We start from the raw sequence: 14147 nt of genomic DNA, 5'->3' as shown, positions 1-14147 counted from the left end.
ACGATTGATATGAGTACGCGCCAAAGCTTCTGAAAGTTGCATAAAAAAATCCGATGACAAGGGGTCATCGGATTTTGATCCTTTCAGTGAGATCGTCAAGCGATCTGTCTTAACTGATCGGCATTAGCCAAAAGGCCGGTTTTATAGACTAACAGCGATTAATTACAAGCTTTCACTAAACTGGAATCATTCACTAAGGTGGTGGCATCGCCAATCGCCGCACTCTTAGCAAAACTCGCCGCTTGCGATTGCATTTCAACCGTAGCTGCCGCAGCAAAGCCATCTGTTACGCCCTCGATTTCATAAGGGATGGCAATTGAGCTGTGGTGACCTTTCAAGAAACGTATCACCCCACTGCCTTCTTGGGTGGAATCAATACAATTTAGTGCCAAACTGCTCACTAAAGGCTCAGTGCCTGATAACGGAAAACCTGCAACAGTATTAGGTAATACTTGGTCGGCTAGATTGACCCCATCACCCACGATTTCAATTAATTGCACCGGCAATTCAGTACTTACCAAGCTATGTGCTTGGTTGATAGGATCGGCACTGTCCACCGCCGTTTGAACAGCAAAGGCAAAGCTTGGAATAAAGCCGGCATACACTTGCTGAACTAAGGCGTTGTACTCATCGCTACCTGGCTCATAACCGGCAGTATTAGCGGCATCTACCAAGGCTTGAAAAGCCTCTGTCGCCACTATGGTATTAAACAACACAGGGCCAAAGGTCGCGGAACCGGCAAATGAGCCCGCTAAACCACCGGTTGGCGCCACCAAAGACGCACCTTGTAGCTCATAGGCGTTAGGCAGCACAGTCCCTGTGGATGGATCCACTAATCCTGTGCTCGCATAATTGGCAAAACTCGTACCGACTATACCCCCCAAACTCAAGCCTTGGGTGGTAATCCCATTAACATCAAAAATTTGTGGCTGCTGGGCTTGTGCCAACGCACCTGCTAACCCAGTTAAGGCTAAACGCACACCTAAATGATCTGACACGGCCTGACGGAAATTGTCACGCACGCTTAACGTACTGGCAATGTTCACAAACACCAATGGGTTACCATTAGCAAAAGCATTAGGTTGACCAATCACGGCACCGAAGGAAGGATCCGTCGCAGAAACTTCATAGCTACCGCCGTTGGCGACATCACCGTTGGCATCAAATGAACGCGCGCCATGCAGTGGCATATCGATGGCCACCGTGGCAACGCCATTGGCAGCATAGGTACCGGCATAAGTCAGCGCCATTTCTTTGCCCCCACCTAAGCCATGCATGGCCATGGTGGTTGGCCAACCAGTAGCCGGTTGGACAAATGGGATCCCTTGCTGACTATAGAATGCCGCCAATTTTGCCGCATTCGGTAACGTGATTAACACAGGCACATCTTCATAACCTTTGATTTGAACAATCGGGTTAAATTTAGTCAGATGCTTAGTGGGATCTGCGGGTTCGCCACTATCGAGCAACCAAGTTTTACCAGCAAGCAAACTGGGATTAGCCAAGGCCGCTTGTGGGTCGATGCCATAAGCGATGGCTTGAGTCGCGTAGTTTTCAGCACTTAAGGTCTGAGATTGAAGAGCTAACAATACCGCCACGGGGCTATCGCCCAACGCTTGCCAACGGCCATTAATGGCCGGTTGATTATTGTCATCGAGGCAGTTTACCGACGAGCAATCACCATACACTGGCAAGGTAATTGTCGCCATATAGACATCGGCAAGATCCGCAACGACATAAGCCAAGCCATCATCCGTCGTTAGACCAAGCGCAGTCGCCACAGTATAACCTGCAGGTGTAGGTAATACTTTAAAGGACGGCTTGTAAGGGGCTTGGCTGGCCATCAGTAATTTATTGGTTTCATACACATCAGCCACTGACTGAGTGGTAAATAAGCCTGCATAGCTGATGGTCTCAGCATCGACGCCGCCGGCGCCAGCAATGCCGTTCTCATAGCTGTTGACTAAGCCTTGTAAGAACAGCTGTTCTGGCGTGGCTAATGGATCGGTATCTATATCAAGCTTTAGCAATTTATAGGTATTTGACGGGGCGACCGATTGGCCATTGGAGTCTTGTACCAAGCTCGTCACAGCATAAACGTAAGACTGCTTAGCCTTCAGTGGTTTAAGCGGAATAATGGCAATGGTGTTACCTGATACCGTGCTGACGAAATCCACCCCAAACTGTAACTCAGCCCCCACTTTACACGCCGAGACCGACGGTGCACTGGTACATTCCGGATCGCTAGACAGTGGCCCACCAACCGTGGCTTCATACATAATAACCGCGCCCGGTTGTTGCACTGACGCCACATCAAGAGTGGTATCGGTGCCAGCAGGCGGCACGACGGTAATACTGATAGGAGAAGTGGTTGACCAACCATCAAGTGCTCCTAAGGCTATTTGCGGATCCACATAGTTGCCACTAGCTTCTCCAGGGATAGCAAGCGTGCCATCGGTGGTGCCGTTGAATAATAAATCATTTGGCAAAGGCAATTTCGCATTGGCGGGATCAAATGCGATTTGAGATACTGGGATCAGTGGTTTTGCTGTTTCTTTTAAATCATCATATGTATCACCACCACATCCTGTGAGTCCCAGTGCAGATGCAATTGCAACACCCAAAAAGAGTCTTTTCATCTTTCTTCCCCAAATCTTGTTGTAATAATTTTGTTTTCCCCAAGAAATTGGTCACAATAGTCGGGCTCCATGACCAACAGGACAAAATACGTCCTGAGCTATTGACAAAGTTAACGTAAAAATAGTGAGTTAGCTACATTTTTGTCACATTCAGTCATAGCAAAAAACGGATTTAATCATTCATTTGTTTAAAACAATTGTTCGATACCGCCTTAGTGGCCAGTGATAATGGGCTTTAGCGTCCAGAGGAACTATTTATTTATGTTGGAATATCACGCTAAGAATGACGCTTTACAGGGAAAAATAATATTGGTTACCGGTGCCGGTGATGGCATAGGTAAGGCCGCTGCCGTGACTTATGCACAACATGGCGCCACCGTTATTCTGTTAGGTAAAACCGTCAGTAAATTAGAAGCGGTTTACGATGAAATTGAAGCCGCAGGTGGACCTAAACCTGCTATTGTGCCGTTAGACATGAAGGGCGCAACTGAGCAAAATTATCTCGATATGGCTGACACCATAGAGCAGCAGTTTGGCAAGCTGGATGGTTTATTACATAACGCCGGCCTGCTTGGGGTACTTGGCCCGTTTGAACACATAGACATGGGCGCATTTAATGATGTGATGCAAGTTAACGTCACCGCTCAGGCCATGATGACCAAAGCCCTATTGCCAGTACTGAAACGCGCGCCTAATGCATCTATCGTGTTCACGTCCAGTGGGGTTGGCCGTCAAGGGAGAGCCTATTGGGGTGCCTATGCCATTTCAAAGTTCGCCACCGAAGGCATGATGCAAGTCATCGCTCATGAGTGCGACGGCAGCAGCCTCAGAGTCAACAGCATTAATCCTGGTGCAACCCGTACCGGCATGCGAGCTAATGCCTATCCGGCTGAAAATCCCCAAACATTAGCAACGCCATTGGCGATCATGCCGACGTATTTATACTTGATGAGCGATGATAGCCTCAAGGATAACGGTCAAGCCTTTAACGCCCAATAAGGCCATCGGTGTCAGGGTATAACCAATACGCTGACACCTCATTATTGGCTATAAGCGTATCGGGCGAACTTCACCGACGCTTAAATCGTCAATCTTAATCGCGCCTATTCGGACGCGCACCAAGCGTAAGGTCGGGTAACCCACGGCGGCCGTCATTTTACGCACTTGTCGGTTCTTTCCTTCCGTTAAGGTAATCGACAACCAACTAGTGGGGCCATGACGCTCATCCCGAATTTTATGACCTCGAGGCGGTAACAGCGGTACTTGAGTGAGCTTGCGCGCTTGGCAACCTTGGGTGAGATACGTTTCCCCTTTGACCGTGATACTGACTCCTGCCATTAAGGCGTTAATGGCCCCATCATCAATATCACCATCAAGTTGCACATAATATTCTTTTTCATAATGCTGGCTGCGAACGTGGTGACTTGTCATGCCATGAGTTGTCAGTAGCAGTAAGCCTTCTGAATCATGATCTAATCGACCTATGGTCATGATCCCTGCTGGAAAATCAAATAACTCGCCTAAGCGTTTTTTATTTTTACGTGGTTCTTGCACGAATTGGCTGAGAAACCCATAGGGTTTGTACAGTTTGAAATGTTGATGGCTGCTACTGGTCATGACCGCTGGACACTATTTATCAGGCCGTGAGTATAAACTCAAATCAGCCAAAGATGTGTGCAATTGCTCTATAACCGCTTACGCTAAACCGACCACGGCGAAATAAATAGCCGTGTGGCTTTGATGAGATGAATAGTAACTGACAAATAATCTATCGTCTTGCAGCACGACTCCGGCATAGCTGGTATCACCTGCCGATGGTAAAGTTAACTGTTCGCTGACTTGGCCAGTCTCTGTGTCGATGGCAACCACCGCCGTACGCACGTTATTATCATACAGCCTGACCACCCCATATAACTGTTGGCGCCAATAAAACAGGGCCGGGCCACCAATACGACAACTCAAGGTGCGCCAATGCCAGTCTTCGTAAGGTGCTTGCGCTCGTCCAAGCAGCGCCGTTTCTCTGTCATCCCCCACCGGATCGCGGCGCAATAACAGATATAACTCATCGTCAATAAACAGCGGCGCGGCCTCATTGACATAACCTTGATTATTTAGTGGCGCTAACACGCAATCAAATGTCTGACCATTGTCACTGGTATAAAGTCTGGCCTCCCCTTGGGGGCCACCGCGATACCCAGCGCCAACGACTAAGTTATCATCTTGATTGGCAGTACATTTCCACAGCCAATAATGATCCGCTACCAGTGGATTAGGACCGTGCCACCCCTTGGCATCTAAGCGCCATCCTAAGGTTTGTAAGCGGGTTGCGGGGACGGCACTCTCGCGTCGATCAATCGCGGCGGCGGTCAGGTATAACTGCTGTTTAAAAATAAACCACTTACCATCGCGTAAGTCTTTATTGGCTTCAGTTATTCGCGCCATTGGCTGCCAATGCTGCCCCTCATCTGACACCAGAATTTGCAAGTCAGCGCTATCACTAATATGCGCATCACCCACGCGAAATACACAATAGAAGCGACCTTCAAAAAAGCACAGATCCGTAAACGCACTATGTGGTGCTTGATCCCAAATCATATTGACGTCTACTAGTTGCATAGTCATTCCCTTTGCCATGTCAGTTAATTTTCAAACACTTATATTTATATATTCTAGCTTAAACGCCAAAAAAAAGGCCGCTAATGCGGCCAATATTATAGGTAGGATAAGGCTTAGCTACGCTGACGCGATGGCTTAGGTTTACCACTAACCACTTTATGCTTATGAACGGCACGACGAATTTTGGCGCTACGCACTTTAGCACGAGCCACGCTGTGTTTATCGGCGCCTAGCATGCTGCGCGTTTCAGCGTCCATACCGGCCATTTGACGCAAGTAGTTAACTTGCTCTAATGGTAATTCCATCCAACCGCCGCGGGGTAAGGTTTTGGGCAGCTCAATCATACCGTAACGAATACGGATCAGACGACTCACCTGCACTTCTTGCGATTCCCACAAACGACGCACTTCACGATTACGTCCTTCGCGCAGTCCCACATGCCACCACTGGTTGAGGCCTTCGCCACCCGCAGCCTTAACATGATCAAATTGGGCTGGGCCGTCTTCTAACATGACGCCATTGCGTAAGCGTTGCACGGTAGCTTCGCTCACTTCGCCAAAGGTTCGTACCGCGTACTCACGCTCGACTTCATTTGATGGGTGCATCAAACGGTTGGCCAATTCACCATCACAGGTGAACAATAACAAGCCCGAGGTGTTAATGTCTAAGCGCCCAACCGCGACCCAACGTCCATCACGGATTTTAGGTAAACGATCAAACACGGTTGGACGGCCTTCAGGATCTTTGCGAGAGCAAATTTCACCTTCGGGCTTATGGTAAGCCAAGATACGACAAATCATATCATCGGCAGATTTCATGGATATCGCGCGGCCATCGATACGGATTTTCGCATCTGCTTCTACGCGATCGCCTAAACTGGCGATTTCGCCGTCTACGCTAACTCGACCTGCAGCAATCCATGCCTCCATCTCACGACGGGAGCCATGGCCTGCACGGGCCAAGACTTTCTGCAATTTTTCACTCATTAGTTTCGACTCTTCTCACTGCTGTGGCATTGTCCGCTGCGGTTTCAGACCGATGGCTAAACAACGCCGCCAATGACTCGGCATCCGTTAACGGAGGTAAATCCGCGAGGGAATCCAAGCCAAAATAGGCTAAAAATTCAGGGGTACTGGCATACAATGCCGGTCGTCCAGGCACATCTTTATGGCCGACCACCCTGATCCACAATCGATCAGTAAGGGTTTTTATGATTTGGCTTGCCACAGCCACCCCTCTAATCTGTTCTATCTCTCCCCTGGTGACCGGTTGACTGTAAGCAATAACAGCCAAGGTTTCCAAGGTAGCTCGAGAATATTTTGGCGCTTTCTCTTGAGTTAACAACTGTAGAAATGGCGCCAACTCTTCTCTGGTTTGGAAACGGTAACCCCCAGCAACTTTTACCAATTGCACGCCCCGTTCCAAGTAATCTTGTTCTAGTGCGGCAAGTTGCTCGCTAATTCGTTCACGCGATACCGCGAGATCTTTAAGCAGCCCTTGCCTCAATTCTTTAATCGTTAAGGCTCGGCCTTGAGCAAATAGTCCCGCTTCTAGCAATTGTTTTAATTGAATATCATTTATCGGCATAAGCTGATTAACATGCTCGGACATAGATGTCAGTTAATGGCGCTGCTTGCATGAGCTCCACCAAGGATTCTTTGACCAATTCCATCAAGGCCAAAAACGTCACCACCACCCCCGCGCGGCCTTCTTGCGGTTGGAATAAACAACCAAAAGCAACAAAATCTTCACGGGACAACCGCGCTAGAATTTGGCTCATCCGCTCTCGGGTCGACAAGTGTTCACGTTGCACATGATGATGCTCTGTGACTTGGATACGCCGATACACGGCTGAAAACGCCTTAATTAAGTCAGTTAAGCTGACATCTGGTGGTGCCAGAGGCAACTCGGCTGCCGTCAGGGCAGCACGGGCTTGAAAGTAGTCACGTTCAAGCCGTGGCAAGGCATCTAAATCATATGATGCTTGCTTGATAGTCTCATACGCTTTCAGTTGTTTTATCAACTTGATCCGAGGATCTTCTTCCTCAGATTCTTCGGCGGCAATCACGGGTAATAACATCCGTGATTTAATCTCGGCTAAGGTGGCTGCCATGACTAAATAATCGGCGGCTAACTCAACACGGGTATCGGTCAGTAACTTGATATACTCTAAATATTGGCTTGTGATCTGGGCGATAGAAACATCAACCACATCTAATTTATGCTTACGGATCAAGTATAAAAGGAGATCGAGTGGCCCTTCAAATGCCTCCAAAAACACTTCGAGCGCCTCGGGAGGAATAAATAAATCTTTTGGCCACTCTTGAACCGGTTCACCGCGGATCACCGCTAAAGGTAGACTTTGCTGTACCGTCAGCGTTGCCGGCATCACTTGCTCCATAATGGATAGATTGCCATAAATTTAGCAAAACGCAGCATTATACCCGTATTTAGGTGGCGATTAAAGAAATGCAGATAGATCGCCCGCGCCTTCACGCAAGATCTCAATCTCACCTTCCGACATGTCGATGACTGTGGTGGGTTTTTCACCTAAATACCCCCCGTGTAAAATCGCATCCACTTGATGCTCAAGTATGTCGCGAATATGCTCAGGATCCGACTCTGCAAATTCCTGTCCCGGCATTACCAAGGACGTAGACATCAAAGGTTCGCCCAAGGCCGCCAATAAATCACGGGTAATAATATTGTCGGGGACCCGGATGCCTATGGTCTTTTTCTTGTCGTTTTGCAGACGCTTAGGGACTTCTTTCGTGGCTTTAAAAATAAAGGTATATGGCCCTGGAGTGCAATGTTTGACTAAACGATAGGCCTGATTGTCGACCTTGGCATAATTAGCCAACTCAGATAAGTCACTACACATCAAAGAGAAATTATGGTCATGCTCAATTTGACGAATGCGGGTGATACGCGTCATGGCGTCTTTTTCCCCGAGCAAACACCCTAGGGCATAGCCTGAGTCTGTGGGGTAGGCAATCACACCACCGCTGCGCAAAATAGCCACGGTTTGACTGATCAATCGGGCTTGCGGATTTTGTTCGTGTACATAAAAAAATTGGCTCATGATCTGTCCTTCCATAACGGCGATTGCCAAACCCAATTAAGGCCAGCAGGTAAAAATAAATTACGACCAAGTTCGACCCAGCCACCGACAAAATGAAAATCACTGCCAACGGAGGTTAATAGCTCGTGTTGACGGCTTAATGCCACTAGATTAGCGCGGTCATCGAGGTTTTGCTGACCTAATACTACTTCCATGGCATCGCCACCTGCCGCTTTAAATTCAGTGACCAAGCGACGTAACCATTTCGCCGACAATTGATAAGCACTCGGATGAGCCAGCACCGCTAAGCCGCCAGCTTGATGGATGATCTCAATCGCGCTGGCCATATCTCCCCAATTATTGGGCACATAACCGGTTTTACCCTTGGCCAAGTATTTTTTAAATACCCCAGCATTATCAGCAGCATAACCTTTATCTATCAGCACCCGAGCAAAATGGCCGCGACTAATAACCGCGCCGTTGGCATAGTGCTGCGCAGCTTCATAGGTGCCTTCAATACCGGCTTTCGCCAAGCGAATACCAATTTCTTGCGCACGCTGATCGCGTAATCGGGTTTGGTTATCTAAAAAATCCAATAATTGTGGATGCGTAATATCAATATTTAACGCGACCACATGGATATCATAGCTATGCCAGCGAGTAGAAATTTCCGCGCCATTAATTAAATTTAATGGTGCAGCTAACGCTTGGTTTGCCACATGAGCTGACGCCATCGCCGCCACGGAATCATGATCGGTAATCGCCAACATATGCACACCTTTATCGGCAGCGCGTTGCACCAATTGTTCAGGTGTTAAGCGGCCGTCCGAGGCTGTGGTATGGCTATGGAGGTCGATGACTTGAGTCATTACAGTATTTTCATTCATGGCTATATTGTAATGGATATAGGGAAAAAACACCTTAAATAAATAGCTTAACGACGAGCGCCCAGCGTTATGGTCCTTGTGACAAAATCAACACATTGAATTTTTTTCCATTGACATTTAATCACAAAACGCGTTTTCTATAAGGAATTAAATTACAGGAATGTCACTTAATCATGACTTTTGCAGCAACAATTAAAACTAATATTAATTGGTGGCACTACTCACATTCGCGGGTGGTGTTGGCTGCGCACATGTAATTAAAGTGCCTTACCAATAAGAACCCGCCCATCGCGGGTTTTTTTATGGCTAAATTTCCCGCACGGACAGATTGGCTATTAACTTATTACCAAATTACGGGAAAGCGATATGACATCACTGACAGGGAAATTTATTCGATGTGAGCGGCAACCAGTACGCTACCAAGCCGATCCACTTTGTTTCTACCAAGCGCTCAATCAGGACAATCAGCACCATTTGTTACTGGAGTCAGCAGAAGTCACCACCAAACAAAACCTAAAAAGTTTACTGCTGTGTGACAGTGCGTTACAGATCCGCTGCCAAGCCTACGATATTAGTTTTACGGCTCTATCACAAAATGGCATGTATTTGCTCGAATTGATTAGCCAGTTTTTTGCAAAACTCCCCCAGCACCGCCAGCAACACACCTTAGTGATCCATTTATCGAAAGACGAGGCGCCGATGGATGAAGACGCGCGCTTACTGTCCGGATCCCCCTTAGATGGATTGCGCTTTTTTATCTCTGAACTGGCCAACCATTGTCTTGACCCCCAAAGTCATCACGACATTTTTCTTGGCGGTGTTCTGGCATACGATCTTATCGCTACCACAGAAAGCTTAAGCCAGGTTGCCACCGGCGCGAATCATTGCCCTGACTATGTCTTCTATTTAGCCGAACAGTTAATCGTTATCGATCATCAAACCCAAACTGCGCAGTTGCAAACGTTCACCTTCAGTATGGAGGCCCAAGTTGATGCCCAGCTAAAACAGCGTCAACAACGACTCATCGCCTTAGCCGCCGAGGAACACCCGGCCTTTGCTGAGCAAGCTCAAGGTGTCGCTGTGACCGTTAATGTCAGTGATAGCGAATACTGCCAACAAGTTGAACAACTCAAGCAGCATATAGTCGCTGGCAATATTTTCCAGGTGGTGCCCTCTCGCAGCTTTAGTCTCGCGTGCCCGAATCCTTTTGGTGCCTATCGTGCCTTACGCCGCACCAATCCCAGCCCCTATATGTTTTTCTTTCAAGCCGATGATTTTTGTTTATTTGGCGCCTCTCCTGAGAGCGCACTTAAATATCATGCGCACACCGGCACCGTTGAGGTCTATCCCATCGCGGGAACTCGCCCTCGCGGAAAACACCACGACGGTAGCATAGATGCCGATCTCGATAGCCGGATTGAACTGGAATTACGCTTGGATAAAAAAGAGTTATCTGAGCACCTAATGTTGGTGGATTTAGCCCGCAATGATATTGCGAGGATCAGCCAAGCTGGCAGCCGTAAAGTGGCGGAGTTGCTAAAAGTAGACCGCTACTCCCATGTCATGCATTTAGTCAGTCGCGTCACCGGCCAACTCAAGCCTGAACTCGACGCTTTGCACGCCTATCAAGCCTGCATGAATATGGGCACCTTAGTGGGAGCCCCAAAAATTCGGGCAGCACAATTAATTCGGGAAACCGAGCAACAACGACGAGGCAGTTATGGCGGGGCCGTCGGCTACCTCAATGGTCGTGGCGATATGGATACCTGCATCGTGATCCGCTCGGCGTTTGTCAGTCAAGACGTCGCCCATATCCAAGCGGGAGCAGGGGTTGTGTTTGATTCCGATCCCCAAGCTGAGGCCGATGAAACGCGGCAAAAGGCGCAAGCGGTGATCAATGCGGTCTTACAAGGAGGTGGCCAATGATAATTACCTTACTCGATAATTTTGATTCATTTACCTACAACTTAGTCGATCAGTTCCGTAGCCTCGGGCATCGGGTCAATATTTATCGCAATGATGTCGATATTGATTTTTTATGTCAGCAACTAGCGGCGAGCGATGAACCCCAAGTATTGGTGCTGTCACCCGGCCCAGGTGCGCCCCATGAAGCAGGCTGCATGGCAGCATTGATTAAGCGGCAAATCGGCAAAATGCCCATCATCGGCATTTGTTTGGGGCATCAAGCCTTGGTTGAACACTATGGCGGTACAGTCGAGCGTGCGCCTGAGGTGGTGCATGGCAAGGCCAGTTTGGCGCAACATAACGGTCAGGGGATATTTGCTAATCTGCCCAACCCCTTACCTATTGCCCGCTATCATTCACTGGTGGCGACTCAGGTGCCAGAATGTTTGGCCGTCATTGCCGAAGTGGAGGGTCTGCCCATGGCGGTGTACCATGCGCACGATCGCGCTCTGGGATTTCAGTTTCATCCCGAATCGATTCTGACGACTAAAGGGGGGTTGCTACTTACCCAAGCATTGGCCCAAGTGAGCAAGGAGGTCGCTTATGACTGATGATATTCAAGCAAATTTAGCATTGTTGTTTCAGCAACACCCCCTGTCTCGCCAGCAAAGTGAGCAATTGTTTAGTGCCATCATTCAAGGCCAACTCAATGAAAGCCAAATTGCTGCGACCTTGATAGCACTCAAAATCAAAGGGGAAAGCTTGGCTGAGATCAGTGGCGCTGCCGATGCGTTACTCGGCCACGCCACATTATTTCCTCGGCGCCCAGAACATCAAGGTGTCCTTGATATTGTTGGTACCGGCGGTGATGGTTTCAATACCATCAATATTTCCACGACTGCCGCCCTAGTCGCCGCAGCCAGCGGTGCCATGGTTGCCAAACATGGTAATCGCAGCGTATCCAGCCAGTCGGGGTCCTCGGATTTATTAGCCAATCTCGGCGTTAATCTGACGTTAGCTCCTGATATTGCCGCAGATTGTTTAGCAGAATTAGGCATTTGTTTTATCTTTGCGCCGCAGTATCACGCAGGGGTTAAACATGCGGTGCCAGTGCGCCAAGCACTCAAAACGCGCACCATATTTAATATCTTAGGGCCATTGATAAACCCTGCCCGCCCTGATTTTATGGTGCTCGGGGTCTATTGCCCAAGTTTATTAACCCCAATCGCTCAATGCTTACAAGCCTTAGGTGTTAAACGTGCCATGGTCGTCCACGGCAGTGGCTTGGATGAAGTCGCGATTCATGGCATCACCCAGGTAGTTGAAATTCATGATGAAAAGTTGAAAGAGTATCAATTAACCCCGCAAGACTTAGGGGTCAATCAGGCTGCCATCGACGACTTAACCGGCGGCAGTCCCGCGCAAAATGCCAAATACACCCTTGCGATTTTACAAGGCCAAGGTCAACCAGCCCATCGCGATGCTGTGGCCGTTAATGCGGGCTGTGCTTTATATGTTGCCGGCATCGCACCGACCCCTAAGGCTGGCACCGCGCTGGCGCTAGCAACCCTTGCCAATCAAAGCGCTTGGGAGCGGTTACAACAATTAATAGCGTATTCCAATACCACCACACAAGGGTGCCAGTCATGAGCAATATTTTAACTCAAATAGTCGAGACTAAGCACACGCATATCGCGCAATTGCAACAGCGATTCCCAGCGGCATCCTTGCAACCGCAAACGTCGACGCGCAGCCTATATCAAGCCCTAAGACAAGGGCCTGCGAGCTTTATCCTCGAATGCAAAAAAGCCAGCCCATCGAAAGGCTTAATCCGTGATGACTTTGATATTGACGCCATAGCCCGGGTGTATGGTCGTCATGCCAGTGCGGTGTCCGTGCTCACCGATGAGCAATGGTTTCAAGGCGATATGGCCTATATCCCTCAAGTGAAGGCTTTGATACCTCAGCCAATATTATGCAAAGACTTTTTTATCAGCCCCTACCAAGTCATGCTTGCGGCTCATCAAGGCGCCGATGCCATCTTATTAATGTTGTCGGTGTTGAATGATCAACAATACCTAGCATTAGCCGCCGTCGCCGCTGACTATCAATTAGATATCTTAACTGAGGTCAGTAACCGTCAGGAGCTAGATCGGGCGCTGGGACTTAACGCCAAGATCATCGGGATAAATAACCGTAATCTGCGGGATTTGAGTACCGATCTCGCCACCACCGAGCAACTTGCACCATTAATTCCTGCCGATGCCGTCGTTATCAGTGAATCCGGTATTTATCATCATCAGGATGTCAGGCGCTTAGCCCCATTAGTTCAGGGGTTTTTGGTTGGCAGCTCGTTAATGGCTGAGGCGAACCTAGATCAAGCCTGCCGCGCTTTGATTTATGGTGAAAACAAAATATGTGGTCTCACTCGAGCTCAAGATCTCGAGCATGCCGCCAACGCTGGGAGTCTGTACGGTGGTCTTATCTTTGCGCCTAGTTCACCACGCGCAGTGACTTTGGAGCATGCCGCTCAACTAGCAGCAGTCAATCAACAATTAGTGCAGCCCCTGAAATTGGTCGGTGTGTTTGTCAACGCCCCACTGCCACAGATGATGCAACATGCCCAGCAACTGGGATTGAGTGCAATTCAATTACACGGTGACGAAACAGACGCTGCGATAACGGCACTTAAACAGGCGTTAACTGAGGCCAATCTGGCGTGTGAAATCTGGCAAGCCATCGGTGTCGCCACCGATATACAGCAGCTCAGCCCCAGTTCCCAAGCCGATAGAATTGTCTATGACAGCCGCGTGGCTAATCAATTTGGAGGCACCGGCGTGAGTTTTGATTGGCAACGCTCATTACCCCGGCGCTCTGCGGCCATGTTAGCGGGCGGCCTCAATGCCGAGAATGCTCACCAGGCCGCAGCCGCCGGTTTTAAAGGATTAGATTTCAATTCTGGCTTGGAAAGCCAACCAGGCATTAAAGATAAAAACAAAATTTTTGCAGCGTTTGCCCAGCTGCGTCAGTATTAATCTC

Annotated in this window: 13 protein-coding genes; 5 read left to right on the top strand and 8 right to left on the bottom strand. The window is 48.7% G+C overall.

From position 1 onward, the window contains the following. Positions 1–158: 158 nt before the first annotated feature. Positions 159–2639, bottom strand: a complete 2481-nt coding sequence (locus tag KU855_RS05110) for a VolA/Pla-1 family phospholipase (protein WP_218529229.1) — start codon at positions 2637–2639, stop codon at positions 159–161. A 261-nt stretch (positions 2640–2900) separates the two neighbouring features. On the opposite strand from KU855_RS05110, the gene KU855_RS05105 reads away from it, so the two are divergent. Further along, on the top strand, positions 2901–3638 hold the full coding sequence (locus tag KU855_RS05105; protein WP_218529228.1) for a YciK family oxidoreductase: 738 nt from the start codon (positions 2901–2903) through the stop codon (positions 3636–3638). A gap of 48 nt (positions 3639–3686) precedes the next feature. On the opposite strand, the gene KU855_RS05100 is transcribed toward KU855_RS05105, so the two are convergent. From KU855_RS05100 to KU855_RS05070, 7 genes are all read right to left on the bottom strand, one after another. Beyond that, a complete protein-coding gene (locus KU855_RS05100; RefSeq protein ID WP_218529227.1) occupies positions 3687–4256 on the bottom strand; it encodes a pseudouridine synthase in 570 nt (189 codons plus the stop codon). A gap of 78 nt (positions 4257–4334) precedes the next feature. Then, a complete protein-coding gene (locus tag KU855_RS05095) occupies positions 4335–5255 on the bottom strand; it encodes an exo-alpha-sialidase (protein ID WP_218529226.1) in 921 nt (306 codons plus the stop codon). Positions 5256–5368: 113 nt separating this feature from the next. Further along, positions 5369–6241 (bottom strand): 23S rRNA pseudouridine(2605) synthase RluB, encoded by an 873-nt coding sequence (gene rluB, locus KU855_RS05090; RefSeq protein WP_218529225.1) that lies wholly within the window; start codon positions 6239–6241, stop codon positions 5369–5371. Next, a complete protein-coding gene (gene scpB / locus KU855_RS05085; RefSeq protein ID WP_218529224.1) occupies positions 6234–6842 on the bottom strand; it encodes an SMC-Scp complex subunit ScpB in 609 nt (202 codons plus the stop codon). The genes rluB and scpB overlap by 8 nt, the downstream gene beginning before the upstream one ends. 7 nt (positions 6843–6849) lie before the next feature. Next, a complete protein-coding gene (locus tag KU855_RS05080) occupies positions 6850–7644 on the bottom strand; it encodes a ScpA family protein (protein ID WP_218529223.1) in 795 nt (264 codons plus the stop codon). A gap of 72 nt (positions 7645–7716) precedes the next feature. Next, positions 7717–8337: an L-threonylcarbamoyladenylate synthase gene (locus tag KU855_RS05075; RefSeq protein ID WP_218529222.1), complete on the bottom strand. Its 621-nt coding sequence runs from the start codon at positions 8335–8337 to the stop codon at positions 7717–7719. Then, entirely contained in the window at positions 8334–9203 is an 870-nt protein-coding gene (locus tag KU855_RS05070; RefSeq protein ID WP_218529221.1) for a PHP domain-containing protein, read from the bottom strand. Before KU855_RS05070 ends, KU855_RS05075 begins: the two co-directional genes overlap by 4 nt. 366 nt (positions 9204–9569) lie before the next feature. Here KU855_RS05070 and KU855_RS05065 point away from each other — a divergent pair, with 366 nt between their 5' ends. Genes KU855_RS05065 through trpCF form a run of 4 tightly spaced genes read left to right on the top strand, consistent with a single transcriptional unit; the run spans position 9570 to position 14143 of the window. Further along, positions 9570–11129 (top strand): anthranilate synthase component 1, encoded by a 1560-nt coding sequence (locus tag KU855_RS05065; protein ID WP_218529220.1) that lies wholly within the window; start codon positions 9570–9572, stop codon positions 11127–11129. Next, positions 11126–11719, top strand: coding sequence for an aminodeoxychorismate/anthranilate synthase component II (locus tag KU855_RS05060; protein WP_218529219.1), 594 nt, complete (start codon positions 11126–11128; stop codon positions 11717–11719). Before KU855_RS05065 ends, KU855_RS05060 begins: the two co-directional genes overlap by 4 nt. Further along, entirely contained in the window at positions 11712–12758 is a 1047-nt protein-coding gene (trpD, locus tag KU855_RS05055) for an anthranilate phosphoribosyltransferase (protein ID WP_218529218.1), read from the top strand. The genes KU855_RS05060 and trpD overlap by 8 nt, the downstream gene beginning before the upstream one ends. Continuing rightward, positions 12755–14143: a bifunctional indole-3-glycerol-phosphate synthase TrpC/phosphoribosylanthranilate isomerase TrpF gene (gene trpCF / locus KU855_RS05050; protein ID WP_218529217.1), complete on the top strand. Its 1389-nt coding sequence runs from the start codon at positions 12755–12757 to the stop codon at positions 14141–14143. The genes trpD and trpCF overlap by 4 nt, the downstream gene beginning before the upstream one ends. Positions 14144–14147 lie beyond the last annotated feature (4 nt).

The organism is Shewanella sp. NIFS-20-20 (assembly GCF_019209865.1).
Taxonomy (GTDB): Bacteria; Pseudomonadota; Gammaproteobacteria; order Enterobacterales; family Shewanellaceae; genus Shewanella.
This window is presented reverse-complemented; position numbering and strand designations above follow the sequence as displayed.

Coding starts and splice junctions, on each gene's coding strand:
- KU855_RS05105 (WP_218529228.1), top strand. CDS start 2,901: ATGTTGGAATATCACGCTAAGAATGACGCTTTACAGGGAAAAATAATA.
- scpB (WP_218529224.1), bottom strand. CDS start 6,842: ATGCCGATAAATGATATTCAATTAAAACAATTGCTAGAAGCGGGACTA.
- KU855_RS05060 (WP_218529219.1), top strand. CDS start 11,126: ATGATAATTACCTTACTCGATAATTTTGATTCATTTACCTACAACTTA.
- KU855_RS05075 (WP_218529222.1), bottom strand. CDS start 8,337: ATGAGCCAATTTTTTTATGTACACGAACAAAATCCGCAAGCCCGATTG.
- KU855_RS05080 (WP_218529223.1), bottom strand. CDS start 7,644: ATGCCGGCAACGCTGACGGTACAGCAAAGTCTACCTTTAGCGGTGATC.
- KU855_RS05070 (WP_218529221.1), bottom strand. CDS start 9,203: ATGAATGAAAATACTGTAATGACTCAAGTCATCGACCTCCATAGCCAT.
- KU855_RS05110 (WP_218529229.1), bottom strand. CDS start 2,639: ATGAAAAGACTCTTTTTGGGTGTTGCAATTGCATCTGCACTGGGACTC.
- trpCF (WP_218529217.1), top strand. CDS start 12,755: ATGAGCAATATTTTAACTCAAATAGTCGAGACTAAGCACACGCATATC.
- KU855_RS05095 (WP_218529226.1), bottom strand. CDS start 5,255: ATGCAACTAGTAGACGTCAATATGATTTGGGATCAAGCACCACATAGT.
- rluB (WP_218529225.1), bottom strand. CDS start 6,241: ATGAGTGAAAAATTGCAGAAAGTCTTGGCCCGTGCAGGCCATGGCTCC.
- KU855_RS05065 (WP_218529220.1), top strand. CDS start 9,570: ATGACATCACTGACAGGGAAATTTATTCGATGTGAGCGGCAACCAGTA.
- KU855_RS05100 (WP_218529227.1), bottom strand. CDS start 4,256: ATGACCAGTAGCAGCCATCAACATTTCAAACTGTACAAACCCTATGGG.
- trpD (WP_218529218.1), top strand. CDS start 11,712: ATGACTGATGATATTCAAGCAAATTTAGCATTGTTGTTTCAGCAACAC.